The sequence below is a fragment of the Pseudarthrobacter chlorophenolicus genome (assembly GCF_000962805.1).
GTDB classification, from domain to species: Bacteria; Actinomycetota; Actinomycetes; order Actinomycetales; family Micrococcaceae; genus Arthrobacter; species Arthrobacter chlorophenolicus_A.
The window spans coordinates 38503-61977 of sequence record NZ_JZTW01000002.1; the positions used below are offsets into that span (position 1 = coordinate 38503).

The 23475-nt window shown below is 66.4% G+C and carries 22 protein-coding genes, 1 tRNA gene and 1 riboswitch; of the genes, 15 read left to right on the forward strand and 8 right to left on the reverse strand.

Annotation, left to right across the window (positions count from 1 at the left end):
* Nucleotides 1-55: 55 nt before the first annotated feature.
* From UC32_RS03625 to UC32_RS03640, 4 genes are all read left to right on the forward strand, one after another.
* Nucleotides 56-1474: a phosphomannomutase/phosphoglucomutase gene (locus UC32_RS03625; protein WP_045729909.1), complete on the forward strand. Its 1419-nt coding sequence runs from the start codon at nt 56-58 to the stop codon at nt 1472-1474.
* A 3-nt stretch (nt 1475-1477) separates the two neighbouring features.
* Nucleotides 1478-1966 carry a hypothetical protein gene (locus UC32_RS03630; protein ID WP_045729910.1) on the forward strand — a complete coding sequence of 163 codons (489 nt, stop codon included), beginning with the start codon at nt 1478-1480 and terminating at the stop codon, nt 1964-1966.
* Nucleotides 1967-1981: 15 nt separating this feature from the next.
* The gene (locus tag UC32_RS03635) at nt 1982-2467 is read left to right on the forward strand and encodes an RrF2 family transcriptional regulator (protein ID WP_045729911.1); all 486 of its coding nucleotides are present in this window, start codon (nt 1982-1984) and stop codon (nt 2465-2467) included.
* Between the two features lie 153 nt (nt 2468-2620).
* Nucleotides 2621-3781 carry a globin domain-containing protein gene (locus tag UC32_RS03640; RefSeq protein WP_045729912.1) on the forward strand — a complete coding sequence of 387 codons (1161 nt, stop codon included), beginning with the start codon at nt 2621-2623 and terminating at the stop codon, nt 3779-3781.
* A gap of 198 nt (nt 3782-3979) precedes the next feature.
* Here the strand turns inward: UC32_RS03640 and UC32_RS03645 are convergent, their stop codons facing one another.
* On the reverse strand, nt 3980-5806 hold the full coding sequence (locus UC32_RS03645; protein ID WP_045729913.1) for a phosphoenolpyruvate carboxykinase (GTP): 1827 nt from the start codon (nt 5804-5806) through the stop codon (nt 3980-3982).
* Between the two features lie 276 nt (nt 5807-6082).
* Between UC32_RS03645 and UC32_RS03650 the strand changes: the two genes are divergently transcribed.
* The 6 genes from UC32_RS03650 (at nt 6083) to UC32_RS03675 (ending at nt 12150) form a co-directional block, all read left to right on the forward strand.
* A tRNA-Arg gene (locus UC32_RS03650) sits at nt 6083-6156 on the forward strand.
* 150 nt (nt 6157-6306) lie between these two features.
* The gene (locus tag UC32_RS03655; RefSeq protein ID WP_045729914.1) at nt 6307-7761 is read left to right on the forward strand and encodes a dihydrolipoyl dehydrogenase family protein; all 1455 of its coding nucleotides are present in this window, start codon (nt 6307-6309) and stop codon (nt 7759-7761) included.
* Nucleotides 7762-7830: 69 nt separating this feature from the next.
* Nucleotides 7831-8664 (forward strand): ABC transporter ATP-binding protein, encoded by an 834-nt coding sequence (locus tag UC32_RS03660; RefSeq protein ID WP_045729915.1) that lies wholly within the window; start codon nt 7831-7833, stop codon nt 8662-8664.
* Nucleotides 8661-10697: a YhgE/Pip family protein gene (locus tag UC32_RS03665; RefSeq protein ID WP_045729916.1), complete on the forward strand. Its 2037-nt coding sequence runs from the start codon at nt 8661-8663 to the stop codon at nt 10695-10697. Before UC32_RS03660 ends, UC32_RS03665 begins: the two co-directional genes overlap by 4 nt.
* Before the next feature lie 29 nt (nt 10698-10726).
* On the forward strand, nt 10727-11500 hold the full coding sequence (locus tag UC32_RS03670; protein WP_235423582.1) for a TetR/AcrR family transcriptional regulator: 774 nt from the start codon (nt 10727-10729) through the stop codon (nt 11498-11500).
* Between the two features lie 17 nt (nt 11501-11517).
* A complete protein-coding gene (locus tag UC32_RS03675; protein ID WP_045729917.1) occupies nt 11518-12150 on the forward strand; it encodes a hypothetical protein in 633 nt (210 codons plus the stop codon).
* Here UC32_RS03675 and UC32_RS03680 read toward each other — a convergent pair.
* Nucleotides 12051-13025 (reverse strand): EamA family transporter, encoded by a 975-nt coding sequence (locus tag UC32_RS03680; protein ID WP_045729918.1) that lies wholly within the window; start codon nt 13023-13025, stop codon nt 12051-12053. The two genes, UC32_RS03675 and UC32_RS03680, sit on opposite strands and share 100 nt — an antisense overlap.
* A gap of 72 nt (nt 13026-13097) precedes the next feature.
* Here UC32_RS03680 and UC32_RS03685 point away from each other — a divergent pair, with 72 nt between their 5' ends.
* Nucleotides 13098-14012, forward strand: a complete 915-nt coding sequence (locus UC32_RS03685; protein ID WP_045730080.1) for a LysR family transcriptional regulator — start codon at nt 13098-13100, stop codon at nt 14010-14012.
* On the opposite strand, the gene UC32_RS03690 is transcribed toward UC32_RS03685, so the two are convergent.
* Together UC32_RS03690 and UC32_RS03695 are read right to left on the reverse strand one after the other, a co-directional pair.
* The gene (locus UC32_RS03690) at nt 13990-14517 is read right to left on the reverse strand and encodes a SixA phosphatase family protein (RefSeq protein ID WP_045729919.1); all 528 of its coding nucleotides are present in this window, start codon (nt 14515-14517) and stop codon (nt 13990-13992) included. The genes UC32_RS03685 and UC32_RS03690 overlap by 23 nt on opposite strands.
* A 212-nt stretch (nt 14518-14729) precedes the next feature.
* On the reverse strand, nt 14730-15596 hold the full coding sequence (locus UC32_RS03695; RefSeq protein ID WP_045729920.1) for a winged helix-turn-helix domain-containing protein: 867 nt from the start codon (nt 15594-15596) through the stop codon (nt 14730-14732).
* 735 nt (nt 15597-16331) lie between these two features.
* On the opposite strand from UC32_RS03695, the gene UC32_RS03700 reads away from it, so the two are divergent.
* The 3 genes from UC32_RS03700 to UC32_RS20730 all read left to right on the forward strand — a co-directional run bounded on the left by UC32_RS03700 (nt 16332) and on the right by UC32_RS20730 (nt 19591).
* Complete coding sequence (locus tag UC32_RS03700; protein WP_015936024.1) at nt 16332-17072, forward strand: response regulator transcription factor; 741 nt, start codon at nt 16332-16334, stop codon at nt 17070-17072.
* 6 nt (nt 17073-17078) lie between these two features.
* Entirely contained in the window at nt 17079-18572 is a 1494-nt protein-coding gene (locus UC32_RS03705; protein ID WP_045729921.1) for a sensor histidine kinase, read from the forward strand.
* Nucleotides 18573-18705: 133 nt separating this feature from the next.
* Nucleotides 18706-18863: riboswitch (cyclic di-AMP (ydaO/yuaA leader) on the forward strand.
* 2 nt (nt 18864-18865) lie between these two features.
* Nucleotides 18866-19591, forward strand: coding sequence for an aggregation-promoting factor C-terminal-like domain-containing protein (locus UC32_RS20730; RefSeq protein WP_045729922.1), 726 nt, complete (start codon nt 18866-18868; stop codon nt 19589-19591).
* A 173-nt stretch (nt 19592-19764) separates the two neighbouring features.
* Here UC32_RS20730 and UC32_RS03715 read toward each other — a convergent pair whose 3' ends face one another.
* From UC32_RS03715 to UC32_RS03725, 3 genes are read right to left on the reverse strand one after another with little or no spacing between them, the layout of a single operon-like run.
* A complete protein-coding gene (locus UC32_RS03715; RefSeq protein ID WP_045729923.1) occupies nt 19765-20133 on the reverse strand; it encodes a glyoxalase superfamily protein in 369 nt (122 codons plus the stop codon).
* A gap of 45 nt (nt 20134-20178) precedes the next feature.
* Entirely contained in the window at nt 20179-20814 is a 636-nt protein-coding gene (gene upp, locus UC32_RS03720; protein ID WP_045729924.1) for a uracil phosphoribosyltransferase, read from the reverse strand.
* Between the two features lie 12 nt (nt 20815-20826).
* On the reverse strand, nt 20827-21768 hold the full coding sequence (locus UC32_RS03725) for a phosphatase PAP2 family protein (protein ID WP_045729925.1): 942 nt from the start codon (nt 21766-21768) through the stop codon (nt 20827-20829).
* A gap of 58 nt (nt 21769-21826) precedes the next feature.
* On the opposite strand from UC32_RS03725, the gene UC32_RS03730 reads away from it, so the two are divergent.
* Nucleotides 21827-22333 (forward strand): nucleoside deaminase, encoded by a 507-nt coding sequence (locus UC32_RS03730; RefSeq protein ID WP_045729926.1) that lies wholly within the window; start codon nt 21827-21829, stop codon nt 22331-22333.
* Nucleotides 22334-22390: 57 nt separating this feature from the next.
* On the opposite strand, the gene UC32_RS03735 is transcribed toward UC32_RS03730, so the two are convergent.
* Nucleotides 22391-23473, reverse strand: coding sequence for a glycosyltransferase family 4 protein (locus UC32_RS03735; protein WP_082071897.1), 1083 nt, complete (start codon nt 23471-23473; stop codon nt 22391-22393).
* Nucleotides 23474-23475 lie beyond the last annotated feature (2 nt).

The following is a 23475-nucleotide window of genomic DNA, read 5'->3' on the forward strand; positions in this document are numbered from 1 at the left end:
CAGCCCGGTTCCTGCCCTCCACAGGCACCGCACGGGTCCACGTAAGATAAAGCCCGTGACTAGCGAACAGACAACGACTTTTGACCTTTCGGCATCCTTCAAGGCCTACGACGTCCGCGGCATCGTGGGCGAATCGATCACCGCCGAAATCGTCGAAGCCGTGGGGGCCGCGTTCGTGGACGTCCTGCAGCTCGAAGGCCAGACCATCCTGGTGGGTGGCGACATGCGCCCCTCCTCCCCTGAGTTCAGCAAAGCTTTCGCCGACGGCGCTGCCACCCGTGGCGCCAACGTGGAACTGCTGGACCTGATCTCCACCGACGAACTTTACTTCGCCTGCGGCCTGCTCAACCGGGCCGGGGCCACCTTCACCGCGAGCCACAACCCCGCCGGCTACAACGGCATCAAGATGTCCAAGGCCGGCGCAGTCCCCATTTCCTCCGAAACCGGGCTGAAGGACATCCAGTCACTGGCCGAGCACTACCTCAGCACCGGGACCATCCCGGCTGCGGGCCAGCGCGGCCAGATTGGTGTGCGCGACGTCCTCAAGGAATACTCCGAGTACCTCCGCAAGCTCGTGGACCTCTCAGGATCACGCCGCCTGAAGGTCGTAGTGGACGCCGGAAACGGCATGGCCGGGCTGACCACGCCCGCCGTGCTGGGTGACGCCCTGCTGCCCAAGCTGCCGTTCGACATCATTCCGCTGTACTTCGAACTGGACGGTTCCTTCCCGAACCACCCCGCCAACCCGCTGGAGCCGGAAAACCTCCGGGACCTGCAGGCCGCCGTCATCGAGCACGGCGCGGACATCGGGCTGGCCTTCGACGGCGATGCCGACCGCTGCTTCGTGGTGGACGAAAAGGGCGAGCCCGTCTCGCCGTCGGCCGTTACCGGCATGGTGGCCCGGCGCGAAATTGCCCGCGCGAAAGCCCAGGGCGAAGCCACCCCCACGATCATCCACAACCTCCTCACCTCCCGCGCCGTGGCCGAACTGGTGGAGCACGACGGCGGCCGGGCCGTCCGTACGCGCGTGGGCCACTCCTTCATCAAGGCAGTCATGGCCGAGGAAGGCGCGGTGTTCGGCGGCGAGCACTCGGCACACTTCTACTTCCGCGACTTCTGGAACGCCGACACCGGCATGCTGGCCGCCATGCACGTCTTGGCAGCACTGGGTGAGCAGGACGGCCCGCTGTCCGAGCTTGGCCGCGAGTACGAGCCCTACGTCAGCTCCGGGGAGATCAACTCCGAAGTGGACGACAATCCGGCTGCCGTAGAGCGCGTGCGTGCAGACTTCGCCGGCGAAGACATCACCATCGACACCCTGGACGGCAGCACCTTCACGGCCAACGACGGCAGCTACTGGTTCAACCTGCGCCCGTCCAACACCGAGCCCTTCCTGCGGCTCAACGCCGAAGCAACCGACCAGGCCACCATGGAACGGGTCCGGGACCGGGTCCTGGCACTCGTGCGGGCCTAGGCCATGGCTGACCATACCGGGCCCGCGGCGGCGGGACAGGAAAGCTGGCGCGACTCTGTCCCCGAAGCCACGGCGGCGGACCTTGAAAACCTCCTTGGAACCGGCGTCAGCGCCGCCCAGGAGCAGCTTCAGCGCGCCGGCGGCTTCCTCCCGTTCGCCCTCACAGTGCAGAACGACGGCGAGGTGCGGCTGGTGGCCGTTTCCCCGGCGGATGCCGGGGAAGGAAGCGGCGACGAGTTCGATGCTGACGCCATGATCGGCGACCTGAACGCGCTGTTGAAGCAGAACCGGGATGACTACCGTGCCGCTGCCGTGGTGTGCGACATCCTGCTGGTGGAGGAGGACTCCGACGCCGTCCACGTTGCCGCCGAGCACCGGGACGGCTCAGTGTTCGCCGCTGTGCTTCCCTACGCGGCAAACGCCGAAACCCAAACCTGGGAGTTCGGCGAACTCGAGGCCGACACCAACGAACCCGCCATCTGGGTGGACTAGACCAGGCGCCGCGCCATGAAGATCAACGCGTTTGCCGACGTCAGCCTGCGGGCACTGATGGTCCTGGCGGCTGCGCCCGGGAACCAGCTCCTGACCACCCAGAACATTGCCGACTCCGTGGGGACGCCCTACAACCACGTCAGCAAAGCGATGGCCCGGCTCCGCACCATGGGGCTGATCGACGTGGAGCGGGGACGCACCGGCGGTTCCCGGCTGAGCAGCGCCGGGAGGACGGCCACCGTTGGCCAGATCCTGCGCGAACTCGATACCCGCACGGACCCGGCGGACTGCATGTCCGCCACGGGATATTGCCCGCTGATCAATGAGTGCAAGCTGCGCGCAGCCCTTGCCCGGGCACGCGAGGCGTTCTACCGCGAGCTTGACCCGGTAGTCATTGCCGACCTGCCGGGGTCCCGCCAAATGGCTCCCGTGTTCGAGATGATCGGCCTCCGCCCCGGGCTCCCGAAGCCCCTCCGTCCGGGCGTTCAGCCGGGGCAGTAGCCGGGCCCCCACCCGTTAAAGCCGGGAGCGTTATCCCAGTTTGATTTCAAACTTCTACGAGGTGTAGAACTGAGGCAGAAATACTTGTATATGAAATGCAAGCATTTCAACACGGCCGGACGAAGGCCCCGGTCCCAACCTCAGGAGTCCGCAATGCTCTCGGATAAATCCCGCCCCGTCATCGAAGCCACACTGCCGCTGGTGGGATCACGGATCGGCGACATTACGCCCAAGTTCTACGCCCGCCTGTTCGCCGCCCACCCCGAACTCCTTGACGGCCTCTTCAGCCGGTCCAACCAGCGCAACGGCAGCCAGCAGCAGGCCCTGGCCGGAAGCATCGCCGCTTTCGCCACCCACCTGGTCAACAACCCGGGCACCTTGCCGGAAACCGTACTGTCCCGCATTGCCCACCGCCACGCCTCCCTCGGTATCACCGAACCGCAGTACAAAGTGGTCTACGAGCACCTGTTCGCAGCGATCGCGGAGGACCTCGCCGAGGTGATAACTCCCGAGATCGCCGAAGCCTGGACGGAGGTCTACTGGCTCATGGCGGATGCCCTCATCAAGCTGGAGAAGGGCCTGTATGCGGCCCAGGCCAACGGCAAGATGTGGTCACCGTGGCGCGTGGCCGCCAAGACCCCGGCTGGCGTCGGGTCCATGACGTTCACCCTGGAACCTGCCGACGACACCCCCATCACCGAAGCACTCCCCGGCCAGTACGTCAGTGTCAAGGTCCAGCTTCCGGACGGCCTGCGCCAGGTGCGCCAGTACTCCCTGTCAGGCGAAGCCGGCACCAGCCGCAGCTTCACCACCAAGAAGGACGACGGCGGTGAGGTTTCCCCCGTCCTGCACAACGATGTCCAGGTGGGCGACATCCTCGAAATTTCGAACCCGTACGGCGAAATCACACTCAAGGAAGGCGACGGCCCGGTGGTCCTGGCCTCCGCAGGCATCGGCTGCACCCCCACGGCCTCCATCCTGCGCTCGCTCGCCGAATCCGGGACGGACCGCCAAGTGCTGGTGCTGCACGCCGAAAGCACGCTGGACAGCTGGGCCTTGCGCGGCCAGATGACGGACGACGTCGAGCGCCTGGACGGTGCCGAGCTGCAGCTGTGGCTGGAGCAGCCGGCGGAAGGGGCGAAGGAAGGATTCATGTCCCTGCGCGAAGTGGATCTTCCCGCCGACGCGTCCCTGTACCTGTGCGGTCCGCTGCCGTTCATGAAGAACATCCGCAACGAGGCCATCAATGCCGGTATTCCGGCAACCCGCATCCACTACGAGGTCTTCGGCCCGGACATCTGGCAGGCCAGCTGACACCTCCCCCTGGAGTTTTCGGACAGATACCACGGCGTGATCGGCCCGTAGGTCCCGGTATCTGTCCTAAAACTCGGTGGCCCACTCCGGCAGGGTTCCCTGGCCGAGCTTGCGAAGTTTGGGGCCGGTGGGGAACGACGGCGGCCCCGCACCTTTCGCGAAAGGTGCGGGGCCGCCGTCGTACTCAGCGGGGAAGTCCTAGGCCAGGCGGGACTTCAGGCCGCTCAGCTCGGACTGCAGCGCCTGCGGGAGGGAGCCGCCGAAGTTGCCGAACCATTCCTCGATGGAGGCAAGCTCGGTGGCCCACTCGGCAGGGTCAACCTTGACGGCTTCCTCAACCTGGGCAGGGGTCATATCCAGGCCTTCGAGGTCGATTGCCTCGCCGGTGGGAACGAAGCCGATGGGGGTCTCGACCGCGTCGGCCTTGCCCTCGAGGCGCTCGATGGCCCACTTGAGGACGCGGGCGTTGTCGCCGAACCCGGGCCAGGCGAAGCCGCCTTCAGAGTTCCGTCGGAACCAGTTGACCAGGAAGATCTTGGGCAGCCGTTCCGGGTTCGCCTTGGCGGACAGGTTGACCCAGTGGTTCAGGTAGTCGCCTGCGTCGTAGCCGATGAAGGGCAGCATGGCCATGGGGTCGCGGCGGACCACGCCCACCGCACCGGCTGCGGCTGCGGTGGTTTCGGAGGACAGCGTGGAGCCCATGAAGATGCCGTTGGACCAGCTGCGGGCCTCGGTCACCAGGGGGATGGTGGTCTTGCGGCGTCCGCCGAACAGGATTGCGGACAGCTCCACGCCCTCGGGGCTGTTGTATTCCTCGGCGAGCATGTCGATCTGGTCGATCGGGGTGCAGAAGCGGGAGTTCGGGTGCGCAGCGGGCTTGTCCGAGCCGGGCGTCCAGGAGTTGCCCTGCCAGTCGGTGAGGTGCGCAGGAGTTTCCTCGGTCATGCCCTCCCACCACACGCCGCCGTCGTCGGTCAGCGCAACGTTGGTGAAGATGCTGTTGCCCTTGGCGATGGCGCGCATGGCGTTGGGGTTAGTGCCCCAGCCGGTACCGGGGGCCACACCGAACAGGCCGGCTTCGGGGTTGACGGCGCGGAGCTCGCCTTCCTTGCCGAAGCGCATCCAGGTGATGTCGTCGCCGAGGGTTTCGACCTTCCAGCCACTGATGGTGGGATCAAGCAGCGCGAGGTTGGTCTTGCCGCAGGCGGACGGGAAGGCGGCGGAGACGTAGTACGTCTTCTGCTCGGGCGAGGTCAGCTTGAGGATGAGCATGTGCTCGGCCAGCCAGCCCTCGTCGCGCGCCATGACGGAAGCGATGCGCAGGGCGTAGCACTTCTTGCCGAGCAGGGCGTTGCCGCCGTAGCCGGAGCCGAAGGACCAGATGGAGCGCTCTTCCGGGAAGTGGACAATCCACTTGTCCGGGTTGCACGGCCACGGCACGTCGGCCTGGCCGTGTTCCAGCGGCGCACCCAGGGAGTGCAGGGCCGGAACGAAGAAGGCATTGGTTTCCGTGATGCGGTTCAGGACATCGGTGCCGATGCGGGCCATGATGCGCATCGAGGCCACAACGTAGGCGCTGTCCGTGATTTCGACGCCGAACTTCGGGTCTTCCGCGTCAAGGTGGCCCATGACGAAGGGAATGACGTACATGGTGCGGCCGCGCATGGACCCGACGAACAGGCCGCGCAGCTTTTCCTTCATCTCGGCCGGAGCCATCCAGTTGTTGGTGAAGCCGGCGTCGCGCTTGTTCTCGGAGCAGATGAAGGTCTGCTCCTCCACCCGGGCAACATCGGCCGGATCGGAGAAGGCTGCGAAGGAGTTGGGGAACAGGTCCTGGTTGAGCCTGGTCAGTGTGCCGGCGGCAACGAGCTCATCGGTGAGGCGCGTGTTCTCCTCTTCGGACCCGTCAACCCAGTAGATGCGGTCCGGCTGCGTCAGCTCAGCAACTTCTTCGACCCATGCCAGCAGTCCGGCATGTGTGGTGGGTGCTTCGTCAAGCAGCGGCTTCTGTGCCAGATCGCCCATTGTGGTTCCCTTCCTCGGGTTCATCGGTGTGTCCTAAATGCTATGGTCCGGACCACTGCCGGTTTTCGGCAGTTTGCTTGCTAGAACTTTGCCCAAAATGCGGATTCCGCGAGATTTCAAGGAATATTTGTGGAAAATTCTACGATTAAGTGAGGAAGGTCACCTAGACCGGTCTAGTAGCGCAGATAACAGGGCTCTCGATTTGGCACTCCGCCGAGACTCGCGTAAAGTAATTCGAGTTCCAAGGAGAGCGGTTCTTCTCCAGGAACACGAGATGCGCCCATAGCTCAGCTGGATAGAGCGTCTGTCTACGGAACAGAAGGTCAGGGGTTCGAATCCCTTTGGGCGCACAAATGAGGTCCGCACCGGTTCGCCGGTGCGGACCTTTTGCTTTAACGGGTTCCGGCGTTTCCCGGTCCCAGCGCGCCCACCTTTCCGCCGCACACGCTTTCACTGCTTGGGCACACGTTTGGCGCGGCCTCCCGGCGTAGGCTGTCCCCATGATTCCTGAGCCTTCGGGGCGCGAGTATGACGTAGTAATAATCGGTGCCGGCGCTGCCGGCGAAAACGTGGCGGACCGCGTGGTCAAGGGCGGGCTCACCGCCGTACTCGTTGAGGCTGAACTGGTAGGCGGTGAATGCTCATACTGGGCCTGCATGCCCTCCAAGGCTCTGCTCCGGCCAGGCACCGCACTGCACGGTGCCCAGACGACGCCCGGCGCCAAGGAAGCCGTGACCCGGACGCTGGACGCCAAAGCCGTCCTGTCCCGCAGGAACTACTTCACCTCCAACTGGACGGACGACTCACAAGTGGACTGGGTCAAGGATTCCGGCATTGAGCTGGTCCGCGGCCACGCCTTCCTCACCGCGCCGCGGACCGTTGAAGTGGCAGGGCTGGACGGAACAGACCACCGGCTCAAGGCACGGCACGCCGTGGTCCTGGCCACCGGATCGGTGCCCACCCAACCGCCCATTGACGGACTGGCGGATGTCCAGGTCTGGAGCAACCGGGAAGCGACCTCGGCCAGGGAAGTGCCGGCCCGGCTGGCAGTGCTCGGCGGCGGCGTGGCAGGAACTGAACTGGCCCAGGCCTTTGCCCGGCTGGGCTCGGCCGTCACCCTCGTTGCGCGCAGCGGCCTGTTGGGAAGCTTCCCGGAAGAAGCCGCGGGCCTTGTCGCCGCCGGCCTGCGGGCTGACGGCGTTGACCTTCGCCTCCACACGGCCACGCAGCGGATCGGGATGAACGACGACGGGACGTTCAGTATCGGGCTCGGCGACGGTTCCAGCGTCACGGCGGACAAGGTCCTGGTATCCACGGGCCGGCACCCCGCCCTTGAGGGACTTGGCCTGGAAAGCATCGGTATTGAACCGGACGCGGACGGGCGCCTGCTCCTTGAAACGGACAACACAGGACTGGTCCAGGCCGCGCAGGGTGACGGGGATTGGTTATATGCGGTGGGCGATGCTGCTGGCAAGAACCTCTACACGCATCAGGGCAAATACGAGGCCCGGGCCACCGGGGATGCCATAGCCGCGCGCGCCAAGGGAGAACTGGATGGCCATCCCGCGGACTGGAGTCGGTTCGCCCAGACCTCCAATGACCATGCCGTCCCCGGAGTGGTCTTCACGGATCCGGAACTCGCAACGGTGGGCCGCAGCGTCCAGCGCGCCCGCAAGGACGGCTACAACGTGTCTTCAGTGGAGCTTCCCATCCAGGTAGCGGGGTCCTCCCTGCAGTCCGAGAACTACGAGGGCTGGGCGCAGCTGGTCATCGACGAGGACCGGAAAGTCCTCCTGGGCGCCACTTTCGCCGGGCCGGACGTGGCGGAGCTCCTGCACGCGGCCACCATCGCCGTCGTGGGTGAAGTTCCGCTCCACCGGCTCTGGCATGCGGTCCCCGCGTACCCCACCATCAGCGAAGTGTGGCTGCGACTCTTGGAGAAGTATGGGCTGTAAAGTTCGTATTTGAACTGACCGGTCAGTTTGGTTAGTCTTGAAGCAGACACTTTCTGTGAAAGGCTCCCCTTGCTCTCAGCACGCCAGCTTTCCGTTAAAGGCCGCCGCGATCCACTGCTCCCTCCCACCACGCTTGCCGTGGAGCGGGGGCAGCTTCTGCTGGTGGCCGGCGATCGCCAGGACCAGCGCACTGCCCTTGCCCTTGCCCTCAGCGGGCGGATGAAGTCCACCGGCGGCTCGGTCACCTGGGACGGACAGCAGCGCACCCGGCAGCTGCGGCTGGCCAGCGCCCTGGTGGACTCCCCCGGAGTGAATGAGCCGGAAGAGCACCTGAGCGTACGCGATCTGGTGACAGAGGACCTTGCCTTGGTTCCGCGCCGTTACCGGGGAGCGCTGCTCAGCGGCCCCTGGCTCAAGGTGAACCGCTTCGAGGACATCGCGGGCCTCTGGACCGAACAGCTGGACCCCGCCCGGCGGCTGGAGCTGCTGACCGCGCTGGCGCTGGCGAACCCGCACACCGATCTCCTCGTGGTGGACTCTCCGGACAGGCACAGTGCGGACAACGACGCGTGGCTGCCCCGCCTGCAGGAATTGGCGTCCGACGCCGGAAGGCCGCTCGCGGTCGTCGCCACCGTGCGCGCCCTCCCGCCGTCGTGGGACGGCCCGTCCGCCGTCGTGGGCAACGATGCCGTGGCAGCTGCGTCCATGGCGGAGACTGCCGAGCCGATCGATGGCGGGCAGGCCGCCGGGCGCGAAGCTGCGTTCCGCGACGAAGCGCCGGAGCACCCGAACGAAGACGAAGCCTTCAACGTGGGCGCCCACGGCCAGGAAAGCCGGGCCACCCCTGCACACACCGGGCAGCACGTCCGGACCGATGAACTCGAAACCGAGGTTGCCAAGTGACCGTCATCCGGCTGGCCCGCTCCGAACTCAAGCGCATGACCGGCGGGCTGCTGCCCAAGCTGACCATCCTGGCGCTGACCATGGTCCCCCTCCTGTACGGGGCCGTTTACCTGTATGCGAACTGGAACCCCTACGGGCACCTGAACAACCTCGATGCCGCGCTGGTGGTCGAGGATACCGGGGCCGGCAGCAGCGACGGCACCCGGCTGGAGGCCGGGGCGAAGGTTGCGGACAGCCTGGTGGAGGGCAACGTCTTCCATTGGATTCCGGTGGAAAGCTCCGCAGCAGCGGATGAAGGCGTCAGCAGCGGCGAATACGCCTTCGCCCTGAAGATCCCCAAGGACTTCTCCGCCAACCTGGCGTCCCCGGGAAGCTTCGACTCTGCGAGCCAGGCGATGCTCAACGTCACCACCAACGACGCGAACAACTACCTCCTCAGCACCATCGTGGACAAGCTGACCACTGCTGTTCACACCACGGTGGCCACCGAAGTGGGCGAGGAAACCGCAAACCAGCTGCTCACCGGCTTTGGCACCATCCACACCCAGATGGTGAAAGCGGCCGACGGCGCCGGCCAGCTGGCCGACGGCGTCGCCACCCTCCGCGACGGCACCGTGACGCTGCATCAGGGAACCACGGACCTGAGCAGCGGAGCCTCCCAGCTCCAGGCCGGCCAACTGAAGCTCCGGGACGGGGCCAACCAGCTCACCGACGGCGCCGGCCAGCTGAGCAGCGGCCTGTCGGTACTGAAGGACAAGACCGGGCAGCTCCCCACCGATTCGCAGACGCTGGCGTCCGGCGCCGCGCAGGTGGCCGCTGGAAATGCCCAGCTGAACACGAAGGTCCAGGACGTGGCAGCACAGCTGGAGGCGGCGGACCAGGGATTGCGGGCGCGCGTGGTGGAGTCCAACAGCCGGCTGGTGGCTTCAGGGGTCCTGACGCAGGAGCAGGCCAACGCCATCCTGGCCGACTTTGACGCCGCGGCTGCGTCCAGCCCCGTGGCCGATGCCAAGGCGAAGCTGCAGACGGATGCGGCCCAGATCCAGCAACTCGCCGACGGCTCCGAGGCCGTGAGTGTCGGCGCCGCGCAGCTGGCCGCAGCCACACCCGCCCTGAAGGATGCCATCCGGCAGGCCTCAAGCGGCGCCGACCAGCTCCATACCGGTGCCGCCACGCTGGCCACCGGCGAGCAGGCAGCGCTGGACGGTACCTCCAGCCTGGCCGCGGGGGCGCAGAAACTCGATTCCGGCGCTGCCCGGCTCGCCGACGGCGCCAGCACGGCCGCGGACGGTTCACGCACGCTGGCCGACGAGATCGGTAAGGGCGCCGGGCAGGTTCCCAACCCCGACGACGCCCAGAAGGACAACCTGTCCCGGGTGATGGCGGATCCGGTGGCGGTCAGCAACGTTTCGCAGGCCAAGGCCAATTCCTACGGCGCCGGGCTGGCACCGTTCTTCCTCACGCTGGCGCTGTGGATCGGCATCTTCATGCTGGTGCAGGCCATGCGTCCCATTACCCAGCGGGCGCTGGCCTCCAACGCCCCGTCCTGGAAGATCGCCCTGGGCGGCTGGCTCCCCTTCCTGGCTGTATCTGTTGTGCAGGCGTCCCTGCTGACCCTCGTAGTGAACGTCGCCCTGGGCCTGAACCCCGCGCATCCGGTGATGATGTGGCTGTTCATGCTGGCGGCGGCCATGGCGTTCAGCGCCCTGATCCAGGGGATCGTCGCGCTGCTGGGCTCCCCCGGCAAGCTGGTGGTGCTCATCCTGCTGGTGCTCCAGCTCGTGTCCTCGGGAGGCACCTTCCCCTGGCAAACCACCCCGCAGCCCCTGCATGTGGTGCACGAGATCCTTCCGATGGGATATGTGGTGACCGGAATGAGGCACCTGATCTACGGGGCGGACCTGTCCATGATCCTGCCCACCGTGGCCGGGCTCCTGGGGTACACCCTGCTGGGAACGGTGATGTCCACGCTGGCAGTGCGCAAGAACAAGTACTGGACCCTGAAGACGCTCAAGCCGGAGATTGCCGTATGAGCAAGGACCCGGAAGATACAGGCGCGGCCATGGCAGAGGCAGCCAGCGCAGACAGGGCCGCATCAGGGGTGGCCCAGGAATCGGCCGGAACGGGCACCGACTCGCTGGAGGCAGCGAAGGGGCGGCGTCCGGCCCGGACCACGGCCACCCGGCAGAAGCTGTTCGACGCCTCCATGGCACTGATCGGCGAGCGCGGGGCCGCCAATGTGACGGTGGACGAGATCGCCGCGGCGGCGGGCGTATCGAAGGGTACGGTCTACTACAACTTCGGGAGCAAGTCTGAACTGATCGCCCAGCTGCTGAGGCATGGGGTGGACATCCTCAAGGCCCGGCTGCTGGGAGCGGCCGACGCCGGGGGCCCCCGTTCCGGGCGCCCGCGCAAGGCCGATAAGGCCGGCGGTGCCGGGGCCGGTAGCGCTGCCCCGCCGGCCGGGGATCCCCTGGTGGCCATGGAGGCGATGATCGGGCAGGCCATGGATTTCATGGCAGAGTACCCGTCCTTCGCCCGATTGTGGGTTAGCGAGAACTGGCGCATCCCCAGCGAGTGGCAGGGCACCTTCGCGGTGCTTCGCGGCGAGCTGCTGGAGGTGGTGGGGCAGGCCGTGGACAACGTGGCGAAGGCCTACCCGGTGGACGAGTCCGTACCCCGCGGGAGCCTGGAAACGGCCATCTTCGGCGCCTGTTTTGTGGTGGGCCTGGACCGCCAGACCTACAACCCCGAACGGACCCGTGACCAAAGCGTTGCAGCAATCATGGCCATCATGCGCGGCTACGTCCTGAAGGATGCGCCCCCTCGGGGATGATGGAGCACATGCGTCACATGGGCAACAGCGGAAAGTTTGCGGTCATTTGCGGCATCGTCGCGGCCGGGCTGCTGGTCCTGACGGGGATGACGCTGGCTGAGCCGGTGTTCCTGGCGTTCCTTGGCGTCCTGGCGCTGGCCTATGTGGCCGCCGTCGGGGAGCTGCTGGTCCGTCGGCGGCGCCTGGCCCTCCTGGCAACGGGTGCGGGTACCAGCATCACCATCGCGTGCTCACTGGCATTCCTGAGCACCTGGGAGCTGGCGTTCGACGGCGAATCGTCCTTCATCGGTACGCCGCTGCCCACGAACGATCCGGACAACTACTTCATGGTGGCCGCTGCCGCCGCGGCGGGGACCCTCGCGGTCCTCTTCCTCGGCGCCGCGTGGCCCTCCCGCCGTCGTGCCGGCAACGGGCGCAAGCGCGCGCCGGTACCACGCAGGCCAGCTTCTTCCGGACGGCCCCCGGGCCGGGGACCGGCACAAAAGCCCGCGCAGCGCCCCAGTGCGCAGCGGCCAGGATCGCAGCGTACGGGCGTGCAGGGTTCGGCGGCTCAGCGTGCCCCGGGGACCCGCCCGCCGGCCAGGCTGCCGTCCGCGCCGGCCCGCCGCCCGTCGCCGAGATCCGGCAACGGCTCGACCACCGGCCGCTGAGGTGGCCTTCGGCTGATGTTGACCACCGCCGTCGCCACACCTGCAAGGAGCAGCAGACCGCCCGCAACTTCCGTTGGCGTGGGAATTTCCGCCAGGACCAGCCAGGCCGCGCCCATTCCCACCACCGGGACCAGCAGAGTGAAAGGAACAACGGCCGACGACGGGTGGCTGGCCAGCAGCCGGTTCCAGATTCCGTAACCCACCAGCGAGGCGAAAACGGCCGTGTACAGCGCGCTCAGCAGCGTGGGCGCCTGCAGGTGCCCGAGCGTCCCCAGCACCGCTCCGGGGCCGTCCACCACCAGCGACAGCCCGAACAGGGGCAGCGGCACCACGGCGCCGGACCACACCACCAGGCCCAGCCCCGAGGCCGCCCGCGCCTTCCGGGCAATGACGTTCCCGGCGGCCCAGGACAGTGCGGCCGCGAGGACGATCAGGAAGGGCAGCAGGGGTGCCACGGCGCTGCGGCCCACGGCGACGACCGCCAACCCCGCCACGCCCAGCACCACGCCGGCAAGCTGGCGGGGTCCGGGCCGCTCACCGAGGAAGACGGCGGCCAACAGGACCGTCAGGAGCACCTGCGCCTGCAGCACCAGGGAAGCGAGCCCTGCCGGCATTCCCAGCGCCATGGCCAGGTAAAGGAGCCCAAACTGCCCGGCACTCATGAAGAGTCCGACGCCGATGATCGCCTTCCAGCTGACATCCGGCTTGCGGATAAAGAAGATCCAGGGGACCACCACCAGGACGAAGCGCATTGCCACGAACAGCAGGGGCGGGACGTCCTCTCCCCCGGGGTGCAGCCCGATGTCGATGGCCACAAAATTTAGGCCCCACAGGACGGCGACCAGGACGGCGAGGAGGGAGTTGCGGAGGTTCACCCCATCAGGGTGGCAGATCAACCAATGAAGCACCAGCGTTTATTTACACCGCCTATCGTGTACTTTTGCTTCATGATTGATATCGGATCGCTCCGGGCCCTGGCCGCGATCGAACAGTACCGGTCCGTCATTGCTGCCTCCGAAGCCATGGGGTTCAGCCCCTCGGCCGTCTCCCAGCAGGTGAAGAAACTGGAGAAGGAGGCAGGCTTCGCCGTGCTGGAGCGCCGGGGGCGGGGCGTGCTGCTCACCGAACGTGGCGTGGCGCTGGCGGCCTACGGACGGCGCATCCTTGCCGAACTCGAAGAACTCCAGTCAACCCTGCTTGCAGATCCGGCCAAGCCCAGCGGGCAGCTGCGGGTGGTGGCGTTCTCCACCGCATGCCGCGGGTTGGTGGGGCCCCTGCTGGGCAGGCTGGGCAAGTCCGAAAGCGACCTGGACGTCAGCGTCCTTGCCGAAGACCCACGAGAAGCCGTGGCCCGGGTGGCGAACGGCGAGGCGGACCTGGGCCTGGTGCACAACTGGAATTCCGTGCCGCTGGTGATTCCCGAGCATCTGTCGCTGGAGTGGCTGTGCGAGGACATCGCCGACGTCCTGGTGCACAGCAGCCATCCGCTGGCAGGGCGTTCCGGCGTGACACCGGCGGACCTGGTGGATGAGCAGTGGATCAGCACCCCGCACGGGGCCATCTGCAACGAAGCCCTGCTGAGGATCTTCGCCGACCTTGGCCGGGTTCCCGACATTAAGGTCTACGACCCCGATTTCGCCACCCACATCGCCCTCGTGGAGCAGGCCGCCGTGGTGGCCCTGGTTCCGCGGCTGGGCCGTCCCGTGTTGCCTGGGGACGTGGTGGCGGTACCCGTCACGGACCCCGTCCAGGCGCGGCAGGTGGGTATTGTGCACCGCAGGACCATGACGGCCAGTCCGGGTATCCGCTACGTGTCGGAGCTGCTGCGGGAGATCGCGGCTAGCGGGCCCGGGGAACCTTGAACCTGGTGATGCGGGCGTCCTGCCCGTCCAGCTCGGCCCACGACTTTTCGGTTTCAAGTACCGTCAGCGCACTGGTGGGATACCGGGTGGCAGCGTCCATATAGGCGTCGTGGTCGGAGTCCCGGGACGCCAGGTGCATGGCCAGGTCCTGTACGCCCGGCAGGTGCGAGATCAGCATCAGTGTGGTCACGGTGTCTGGAACGTGGTTGACCACGGCAAGCATGCGCAGGGCCGAGGCGGCGTACAGCCCGTCCTCGAGTTTGGGCGTAGGGGCCTTGTCCCCCAGTTCCGAGCACACCCAGGTGCACGTCTGGCGGGTCCGCAGGGCACTCGAGCACAGGATGAAGTCAGGAACGATGTTGTGCTTGAGCAGCCACTTCCCGGCCAGCGGCGCCTCCCGGTGGCCGCGTTCCTCCAGAGGCCGCTCATGGTCGGCAACCCCGCCCGGCCAGTCGGCTTTGGAGTGCCGCATGATCACAAGCCGGCGAAGATGGTGCTCACTCATGGCCCAAGCCTATCCAAACCACTTAGCCGCGGAGGTCAATGCTTGGCTGGGCAACACGAACGCAAGAAGGCGGCACATCCCGAAAGCGCCGTTGTTGCTGGGCCCACTCCGCCAGGGTTCCCTGGCCGAGCTTGCGAGGCGAGGGAAGCGGTGGGGAGGAACGAGCGCAGGCGCGGAGGGATCGTGCCGCCTTCTGGCGGTGATGAGAGTTTCTAGATCGAGTATTCCGGAGCGGCCCAGACGACCACCTCGGGGTGCTCGTAGAACCGGTAGCCCTGGCCGCGGACCGTGCGGACGGTGTTGGCCAGCCGGCCGAGCTTGGAGCGCAGGCGGCGGATATGGACGTCGATGGTGCGCTCGTTGGGGACCTCTTCGGCGTTGCGCCACAGGCCTTCGAGCAGTTCGTCGCGACCCACCGTGCGGGTGCCGTTTTCCACCAGGTAGTTCAGGAGTTCGAACTCCTTGAAGGTCAGGTTGAGGGATTCGCCGTCAAGGTGGACTTCGCGGCGGGCGAGGTCGATCAGGACGCCGGAGGGACGGGGCTCCTGCGGCTGCTGGGGCCGGGGTGCCTCGGTGCGCTGCCGGGCGTTGACGGTGGGGTCACCGAAGGTGGAACGGACGACGTCGAGCGCGGAACCGGGAGTGCCGGCGGGGGCAACCGCCACGGCGGCGTAGCTTTCGGCGCCGGTCACCAGGGACTGGGCGTAGGCCCGGATTTCCTGGGCGAGCTTGGCGATGGAGGTGCCGGCAGCTGCAGCGGTTTCCTCATCAATGCCCATGTAGAGGACGAACCCGCGGGCCACGTTCTCATTGGGAACCGGCCGGACGGCGTTGGGCCCGGCCACCACCGGGGTGGGGGCGGTGACGGGCGCCGCGGTCTCCGTGGGCTGCACGGCGCGGAGCTGGCCGTAGGAATTGGGGTTGTAGCCCTGCGGTGCGTAGCCCTGTGCCGGGAAGCTGCTTCCGGACGTAGGAGCAAGCGAGGGGCGGGGGCCGAAGCCGGGGCGGAGGCCGGACGGCTGGCCTGCCTTGGCGGCGTTACGGACGGAGATGTGGACGTATCCGGATGCAACTGACATGGAATGCTTACCTCAATGTGAATGGCCGCCTTAGCGGCACTCGAATGCTGGGTTTCCCCGCACTGCGAATGGGGAGGGGCGCCCGACGCTGGGCTGGGGGCGAATGCCTAAGAACTTCGAGGGGTGGAGAAGGTCAGGCGTGCATTCGACAACAGCGCATGTCGGCAGCAGCTGATGTGCTGGGCCAATATTCTGCGGCTGCAGGTGCTGTTGAGTTCTTGTTCACATTGGAAGTGTGCAGCGTAACAATGGCAACTTGCAAGTAACAATGGACGGAATCGTCCGCATGGTGAGACGAATCGGACCATTGTGCCGCAGATCACGATTCTGGCAGACCCAAAAGAATAACGCTCGTTATCCGAAAGTGGACCCTCTTTTGGTGGCTCATCCGAACTTCGTTCGAGCAAGTGGCACTTTGGCATCAAAATATTCATATTGTCCGGGAAACCCAAAATCAGCACACTGAGCATTTGCAGCTGTCCAGCAACCGGCAGAAATGGACCAGGAATTTTTCCTCCCCCCGTGGTGAAAGAGCTGCCGGGAGCTGGTGTAAAAGGCATGGCAGTCCCATTACCGGCGGCCCGCGAACAGCGCGTGGCCGCTCCGTTGGAACCGGCAGGCCCAACCCTTGCAGGGTTTCCGGACACCGCCTTTCCAGCTGGCTAGGCTGGGATTCACAGCTGGGGCACAGGAAGCCCAAAGCCCGCCTATATCGAAGGATCGGAGAGTTGTCCCATGGCCACCTCGCACTCCATGACCAACAACCTCCCCAAGCTCTCCCACCCGGACGGCTCCCCCATCCGCGCCCTGGTGGTGGATGACGAACCCAGCCTTTCCGAGTTGATGAGCATGGGCCTGCGGATGGCCGGGTGGTCCGTGGCCGTGGCGGCGGACGGGCCCGAGGCGGTAAAGCTGGCCAAGGACTTCCGTCCCGACGTCCTGGTGCTGGACGTGATGCTTCCGGGGTTCGACGGCGTTGAGTTGCTGGGCAGGATCCGCGCTTTCGCGCCGGAGGTGCCCGCTCTCTTCCTCACCGCGAAGGACGCAGTCCAGGACCGCATCGTCGGCCTGGCCGCCGGCGGTGACGACTATGTCACCAAGCCGTTCAGCATGGAGGAAGTTATCCTCCGCCTGCACCGGCTGGTTCAGCGCTCAGGCGTGGCTGCCATGGATACTGCTGAGCTGGTAGTGGGTGACCTGGTGCTGAACGTCGACACCCGCGAGGTAACGCGGGCCGGGGACGACGTGCAGTTGACGGCAACACAGTTCGAACTCCTCCGGTACCTCATGGAGAACCCCAAGCGGGTCATCAGCAAGGCACAGATCCTGGACCGCGTGTGGGACTACGACTTCGGCGGCCAGGCCAACATTGTGGAGCTCTATATTTCATACCTGCGCAAGAAGATCGATGCCGTCCATCCGCCGATGATCCACACCGTCCGCGGGGCCGGCTACGTCATCAAGCCTGCGGACTAGCACGCCATGGCCCCTTCAGAAGCTCCTTACGGCCGGAGTTGGCTTAGGCCGGCAACCTGGCACCTGCGCACCCGGCTGATCGCCCTGGCCATGGCCCTGCTCATCGCCATCTGCGGTGCCGTTGGCATAGTGAGCTACGCGTCGATGGACGCCTTCCTGACCCGGCAGCTGGATGACCAGCTGAGCCAGGCCGCCAATCTGGCCGACAACCCGGGCCGCCCGCCGTTTGGCGGTTTCAACGGAAGGGACCCCCTGGACGCCCGGGGCCAAAGGATCGGCACCGTGAACGCGAGCATCCGCAGCGGCCAGGTCAGTTCCGGCGGCTTCCTTGCCTCGGACACCACCCGCCAGCCGCTTTCCACGGAGGACAAGGAAACGCTCCTTGCGCTCGATGCCGACTCCCGGCCAGTGGACCGTTCCATGTCCGGCGGTGATTACCGGCTGATCGCTGTCCAGACAAACTCCGGTGACATCCTGGTCACGGGACTCCCCCTGGCCACCAAGGAAAGTACCCTCCGGTCCCTCGTGTGGACCTTCGTATTCGTCTCCCTGGGTGGCCTGCTGCTGATCGGCCTGGTGGGGACCGTACTGATCCGCCGTACGATGAAACCCCTTGAACAGCTCTCCGAAGTTGCCACCCGGGTGTCTGAACTGCCCTTGGACGCCGGTGAGGTGGCGCTCGCAGTCCGCGTGCCGCCGTCGAACTCCAACCCCGGCACGGAAGTGGGCAGCGTGGGGCACGCGCTGAACCTCATGCTGGACAACGTGGCCAGCGCCCTGGAAGCCCGGCAGAAGAGCGAAACCAAAGTGCGCCAGTTCGTGGCGGACGCCTCGCACGAGCTTCGGACCCCGCTGACCGCCATCCGCGGCTACACCGAACTGATGCGGATGACCGAGGACTTCACTCCCGACGGACAGAAATCCCTTGGCCGGGTCCAGAGCCAGTCGGAGCGGATGACGGCACTGGTGGAGGACCTGCTGCTCCTGGCGCGCCTGGATGAGGGCCAGCCGCTGAAGCTGGCCGAAGTGGACCTGACGCAGCTGGTGGTGGAAAGCGTCAGCGACGAAAAGGTCATGGCCCCCAGCCACACCTGGCGGCTGGACCTTCCTGCGGAGCCGGTGCTGGTCAACGGAGACGGCGTGCAGCTGCGGCAGGTGCTCATGAACCTGCTGTCCAACGCCCGGAAACACACCCCCGCCGGAACCACCGTAGTGGCCGGCGTCGGCAGGGCACCGGACGGCGCCGCCGTGGTGACGGTGACGGACGACGGCGGAGGCATCCCGGCAGACTTCGTGGACCACGTCTTTTCACGCTTCGCCCGCGCTGACGCGGCCCGCAAGGGCAGCGGTGACCAGGCCGGCGCGGCGGTTGCCGAGGGCACCAGCGGGCTGGGCCTGTCCATCGTCCAGTCCATCGTTGAGGCCCACGGCGGCCAGGTAACGGTGACGTCACGGCCGGGGATGACGGAATTCGCGCTCCGCCTGCCTACCGTGGCCTGACTTCGCCAAGCCGACGCGCCGCCGTCGTGATGTCTGTTACCTAAATGTGACTTAAGCGCTGCTCTCCTGTACCGTCGATAGAGTGCGGTTCCCGTTCGGGCCGCATATCCGGATGACGCCAAGCTCTGCCACTTCCCGGATTTCGCTTGAACTGAGGCAGAGGCGGGGGACCCACGTCCCGGGCAACGCAGTTTTGCCCTTGGGGTTAAGCCAGCACGTGTATTTGCCGTGCGGCCGGATGCCCTCATCCGAACCCGACAGCTAACTCCGCAGGTGTGAGAGGCGAAATAAACATGTCTAAATTCACGGTAAAACCGCGCCCAAAATCGGCCCCGAGCCACAGCGCGCAGCCTGAAACCCGCAAGAAGTCTTCCTTTGGCAAGCGCGCCGCGGTCCTCGCAGTGTCCGCAGCCATGCTGGTGGGCGTAGGCGCCGCAGGCCAGGCCACGGACGGCTTTTCCCGCGTGGCAGCCACCGGCACCGAATCCCCCGCTGCCACCGATTCCCAGATGAGCATCGAGAAGAGCGAAATCCGCTCAAACCCGGCCGCGTCCGCTCCCGCCGAACTCAAGGTGCAGCCCCAGGAAGCGGCACCTGCACCGGCGGCAGAACCGGCCCCGGCCGCAGCGCCCGCCCCGGCCCCCGCACCGGAACCGGCACCTGCTCCAGCACCCGAGCCCGCTCCCGAGCCTGCCCCCGTCGTTGCCGTCAACGATCCTGCCGGCGCCCAGGCCTACGCGTCCAGCCAGCTGGCCAGCTACGGCTGGGCCCAGGACCAGATGCAGTGCCTGGTCACGCTGTGGACCAAGGAATCGGACTGGACCACCACGGCCACCAACGCCAGCAGCGGCGCCTACGGCATCGTGCAGTCCCTGCCCGCCGAGAAGATGGCGAGCGCAGGCCCCGATTACCTGACCAACTACCGTACCCAGATCAACTGGGGCCTGAACTACATCAAGGAGCGTTACCAGTCGCCGTGTGGCGCCCTGAACTTCCACCTGGGCAACAACTGGTACTAAAAGCCCTCACTGGCTGAGGCCCTTCCGACCGGCCGCCGCCGAACCTTCCCGGTTCAGCGGCGGCCGTCGTCGCATCTGCGGCCTGCCAGCCAGGCAGCAGGCCGCTCGCGTTGGGTAGCACACTTGGAATTTGCCCAACCAGTCACTGGTTGGATCGTGGCCGGGATGTGCCGTTACCGTCCCGGGATGTACTGGACGGCCCAACGGTTGCCGTCGGGGTCCGCGAAGTACACGAAGTGACCCCAGTCCTGGACGTCCACGTCGCTGACGTCCACGCCGTTGTTCTTCAGGTGCTCGTGGGCGGCCTGGATGTCGCTGACCACCAGCTGGAGGTTTGAGCCGGTGCCGGGAGGTGCGTCCGTGAGTCCCTCACCGATGCAGATGGAACATGCCGAACCGGGCGGGGTCAGCTGAACAAAGCGGATGGACTCCGACGGGCGTGCGTCGAAGTCGGCGTTGAAACCAACCTTGTTAACGTAGAAATCCTTGGCGCGGTCCACATCGGACACGGGGACAAACACGAGTTCAAGTTTCCAGTCCATGCGGACAGGCTACGGCCGCGGGCTTCTGCGCGGAAGGCTTGAACCTCAGCCGGCGATGCCGTAAAGCCGGTCTCCCGCATCCCCAAGGCCGGGAACGATGTAGGACTTTTCGTTCAATTTCTCGTCGATCGACGCCAGGACGATATGCACGTTTGCCTCGCCCAGCTCTTCCTCCAGCTTGGCCAGTCCCTCCGGGGCGGCCAGCAGGCAGATGCAGGTGACGTCGGAGGCGCCGCGCTTGAACAGGAACTTGATTGCCTCGCGCAGGGTGCCGCCGGTGGCCAGCATGGGGTCCAGCACGAAGACCTGCCGGCCGGTGAGGTCCTCAGGCAGGCGCTCGGCGTAGGTGATGATATCCAGCGTTTCCTCATCCCGGGCCATGCCCAGGAAGCCAACCTCGGCAGTGGGGACCAGCTTGGTCATGCCCTCCAGCATGCCGAGGCCCGCGCGCAGGATGGGGACCACCAAAGGAGTGGGCTTGGTGAAGGCCGTGCCCACCGTGGTGCTGACCGGAGTCTGGATGGTGACGGGCTCGGTGCGGACCTCGCGCGTGGCCTCATACGCCAGCAGCGTCACCAGTTCCTCCGTCAGCTGCCGGAAAACCGGGGAGGGAGTGTTCTTGTCCCGGAGAACGGTGAGCTTATGGGCGACCAGCGGGTGGTCCACAACGAGAGTGCGCATGGCTCAAAACTATCATCCGGCGCTGTCCCTGCCGGAGTCCGTGGTTCCCCGCTCCGGGTGCCGGGCGCGGCCGGCGTGGTGCGTCCCGCCGTCGTGATCTGTGCCGGTGTGATCTGCGCCGCGGGGGTGCGTCCCGCCGTCGCGATCTGCGACGGTGTGATCTGCATCGCGGGGGTGCTTTCCGCCGTCGTGGTGCATGGCGTCTGCCACAGCGTCACGCACCACGGGATGCTCAAACGTGGGCGCCGGACCGGCATGTTCCCGGCGCCGTATCAGGTGGAACATCCGATGGGCCAGGATGACGAACCCCACCCATGCCAGGCCCAGCGTCCAGCCTGCAATGACGTCGGTCAGCCAGTGGTGGCCCAGGAAGACCCTGCTCAGGCCCATGGCAATGATGAAGACCGCGCCGGCGGTGATGGCAGAGATGCGCGCGCTGAGGACCTGGAACTGCAGGCAAATGAGGTAGACCAGCACGCCGATCACCACCGTGGTGTTGAGGGTGTGCCCGCTGGGGAACGACGGTGAGTCTTCGTAGGGCGGGACAGCTTCGGAGTGGTCCGGGCGGGTCCGCCCCACCAGCCGCTTGCCCAGGGTGGTGGCTGTGGTGGAAACGGCAGCCGCACCACCGACGAGGAGGAGCGGGCGCCAGGACCTGCTGAGGAAGGTCAGCCACGCGGTCAGGATTGTGGCGAGGATTGGCATGCCGATGCCGCCGCCAATATTGGTGAAGCCCGTGACGAACGCATCAAGTCCGGGATTGCGCAGGGATTGGGAGTAGTCCAGCGCAGGGATGTCGAGGCTCGCCAGACCTTCGTCATCCACCACGTCCGAATACACTTCGGCACCCAGGAGGGCCATGGCGACAATCAGGGTTCCGCCCACAGCCATGGTCAGCCACAACGCGGCATACGGTTTGATCCAACGGTCCACGCGGTCCCGAACGGTACTCACGGCGCCTCCCCGGCATTCAGTACGCAGGCTTACTATCCCCCGAAACTATCATTGAGCCATGGTCTCCGCATCGAACAATCACGACAGGTGGATGGGCCTTGCCCTGGCGGAGGCCCGCGCGGCACTCGCGACTGGCGATGTTCCCATTGGCGCCGTGGTGCTGGGGCCCGACGGAGAGGTGCTGGGTTCGGGACGCAACCAGCGCGAAGAGCTCGGAGACCCCACCGCCCACGCTGAGGTGGTGGCCATCCGCCAGGCTGCGGAACAGTTACGGGAGCGTGCCCGGGATGGCCGCGGCTTGGACGACGGGTGGCGCCTGTCCGACTGCACGCTGGTGGTCACGCTGGAGCCATGCGCAATGTGTGCCGGAGCGATTGTCCTGGCCCGCATTCCCCGGGTGGTGTTCGGCGCCTGGGACGAGAAGGCCGGCGCGGCAGGTTCGGTGTTCGACATTCTCCGCGAGCGCAGGCTCAACCATTGGGTAGAGGTGTACCCGGGCGTCCGCGAGGAGGAAAGCGCAGTGCTGCTGCGGGATTTCTTTGCGGGCCACCGGACGCGGTTGTAGCCGCACTGCTTCGGTTGGTGACTGGAGCCTTTAACAGCCTTGCCCTGTCCGGGCTTTTTACTCGGTACGGGTCAGCGCACGCACGACGTTCCTTGCCGTCTCATCCCAACCGGGCAGGAGGCCTCGCGCTTCCAGGGCCCGGCTGCGCCAGTCCTGCTTTAAAGCGTGGTTCTCCAGCCACTGCCGAAGGGTCCGGTTGAGGACTGGTGCGTCGGCTTCGCCGCCGCGTAGCAAATCCAGCGCCGCCCCGGGGAGGTGCCTGCCGCCGTCGTTATCCTTCAACGAGGCAAGGTCCAGCGCTTCGACCGCACCCGTCCCCTGCCGGACCACCACGGGAACGCCGCGGGCCAGCGACTCGGTGACCGCCATGCCAAAAGCTTCTTCGCGGGAGACAAGGAGGCTCAGGTCTGCACGATTCCATTCCGCCTCAAGCGCATCCCCGGTCAACTCCCCAGTGAGCTGCACTCGTCCCGACAGGCCGCTGCGGGCGACGGCTTCCCCTACCTGCCGGGCGTAGGCCGGATCTGCCTGCTCCGATCCCACCAGCGAGGCCGTCCACTCCAAGTCCTGAATGCCTTCCAGTGCTGCCACGGTGAGGAGCTGGTCCTTGTTGGGCAGCAGCGCCGCCACGGCGAGGAGGTTTGGAGGCCGAGAGCCTGAGGCGGGTGGGGCCGGATCGGCTCCCGGAAGGGCGACCCGGGCGCTGGGAATTCCGCGCGCCTTGAGGACGGCGGCCGCGCTGCTGCTGGTGCAAATGACACCCGACGCCGCACGCAGTGCCCTTGCTTCTTTCTGCAACGCTTCCGGCCCGGAGGTTTCCGGGACCGGCATATGCACCAGGATGAAAGTTTGCCGGCCCGCCTTGGCCGCGAATTCGAGCTCGTCCGGGGCGCCGACCGCAACGAGGCCGTCCACCAGCGCCACGGCTGACAGTTGCCCTTGCTCTGGCTCCCACGCGCCTAGAACGCTGCCGAGCCGGCGTCGGTCCTTGGCAGAAGCGTGCGGCCAGTTCCCCTCGATCGGAAGGACCTGCACCTCCCACCCCAGGTTTCCCAGGCCCTCAGCCAGGCGGGCGTTGTAGACGTTGCCGCCGGAGCTGTGGCGAATGTTGGCGGGGACCAGCAGCCGCACCACGCGCATGG

Bases quoted from the DNA above. Each gene is read 5' to 3' on its own strand.
- UC32_RS20730 (WP_045729922.1), top strand. From the start codon at position 18,866: ATGTCTAAATTCACGGTAAAACCGCGCCCAAAATCGGCCCCGAGCCAC.
- UC32_RS03630 (WP_045729910.1), top strand. From the start codon at position 1,478: ATGGCTGACCATACCGGGCCCGCGGCGGCGGGACAGGAAAGCTGGCGC.
- upp (WP_045729924.1), bottom strand. From the start codon at position 20,814: ATGCGCACTCTCGTTGTGGACCACCCGCTGGTCGCCCATAAGCTCACC.
- UC32_RS03705 (WP_045729921.1), top strand. From the start codon at position 17,079: ATGGCCCCTTCAGAAGCTCCTTACGGCCGGAGTTGGCTTAGGCCGGCA.
- UC32_RS03690 (WP_045729919.1), bottom strand. From the start codon at position 14,517: ATGAGTGAGCACCATCTTCGCCGGCTTGTGATCATGCGGCACTCCAAA.
- UC32_RS03670 (WP_235423582.1), top strand. From the start codon at position 10,727: ATGGCAGAGGCAGCCAGCGCAGACAGGGCCGCATCAGGGGTGGCCCAG.
- UC32_RS03735 (WP_082071897.1), bottom strand. From the start codon at position 23,473: ATGCGCGTGGTGCGGCTGCTGGTCCCCGCCAACATTCGCCACAGCTCC.
- UC32_RS03730 (WP_045729926.1), top strand. From the start codon at position 21,827: ATGGTCTCCGCATCGAACAATCACGACAGGTGGATGGGCCTTGCCCTG.
- UC32_RS03700 (WP_015936024.1), top strand. From the start codon at position 16,332: ATGGCCACCTCGCACTCCATGACCAACAACCTCCCCAAGCTCTCCCAC.
- UC32_RS03695 (WP_045729920.1), bottom strand. From the start codon at position 15,596: ATGTCAGTTGCATCCGGATACGTCCACATCTCCGTCCGTAACGCCGCC.
- UC32_RS03685 (WP_045730080.1), top strand. From the start codon at position 13,098: ATGATTGATATCGGATCGCTCCGGGCCCTGGCCGCGATCGAACAGTAC.
- UC32_RS03635 (WP_045729911.1), top strand. From the start codon at position 1,982: ATGAAGATCAACGCGTTTGCCGACGTCAGCCTGCGGGCACTGATGGTC.
- UC32_RS03675 (WP_045729917.1), top strand. From the start codon at position 11,518: ATGGGCAACAGCGGAAAGTTTGCGGTCATTTGCGGCATCGTCGCGGCC.
- UC32_RS03640 (WP_045729912.1), top strand. From the start codon at position 2,621: ATGCTCTCGGATAAATCCCGCCCCGTCATCGAAGCCACACTGCCGCTG.
- UC32_RS03655 (WP_045729914.1), top strand. From the start codon at position 6,307: ATGATTCCTGAGCCTTCGGGGCGCGAGTATGACGTAGTAATAATCGGT.
- UC32_RS03645 (WP_045729913.1), bottom strand. From the start codon at position 5,806: ATGGGCGATCTGGCACAGAAGCCGCTGCTTGACGAAGCACCCACCACA.
- UC32_RS03715 (WP_045729923.1), bottom strand. From the start codon at position 20,133: ATGGACTGGAAACTTGAACTCGTGTTTGTCCCCGTGTCCGATGTGGAC.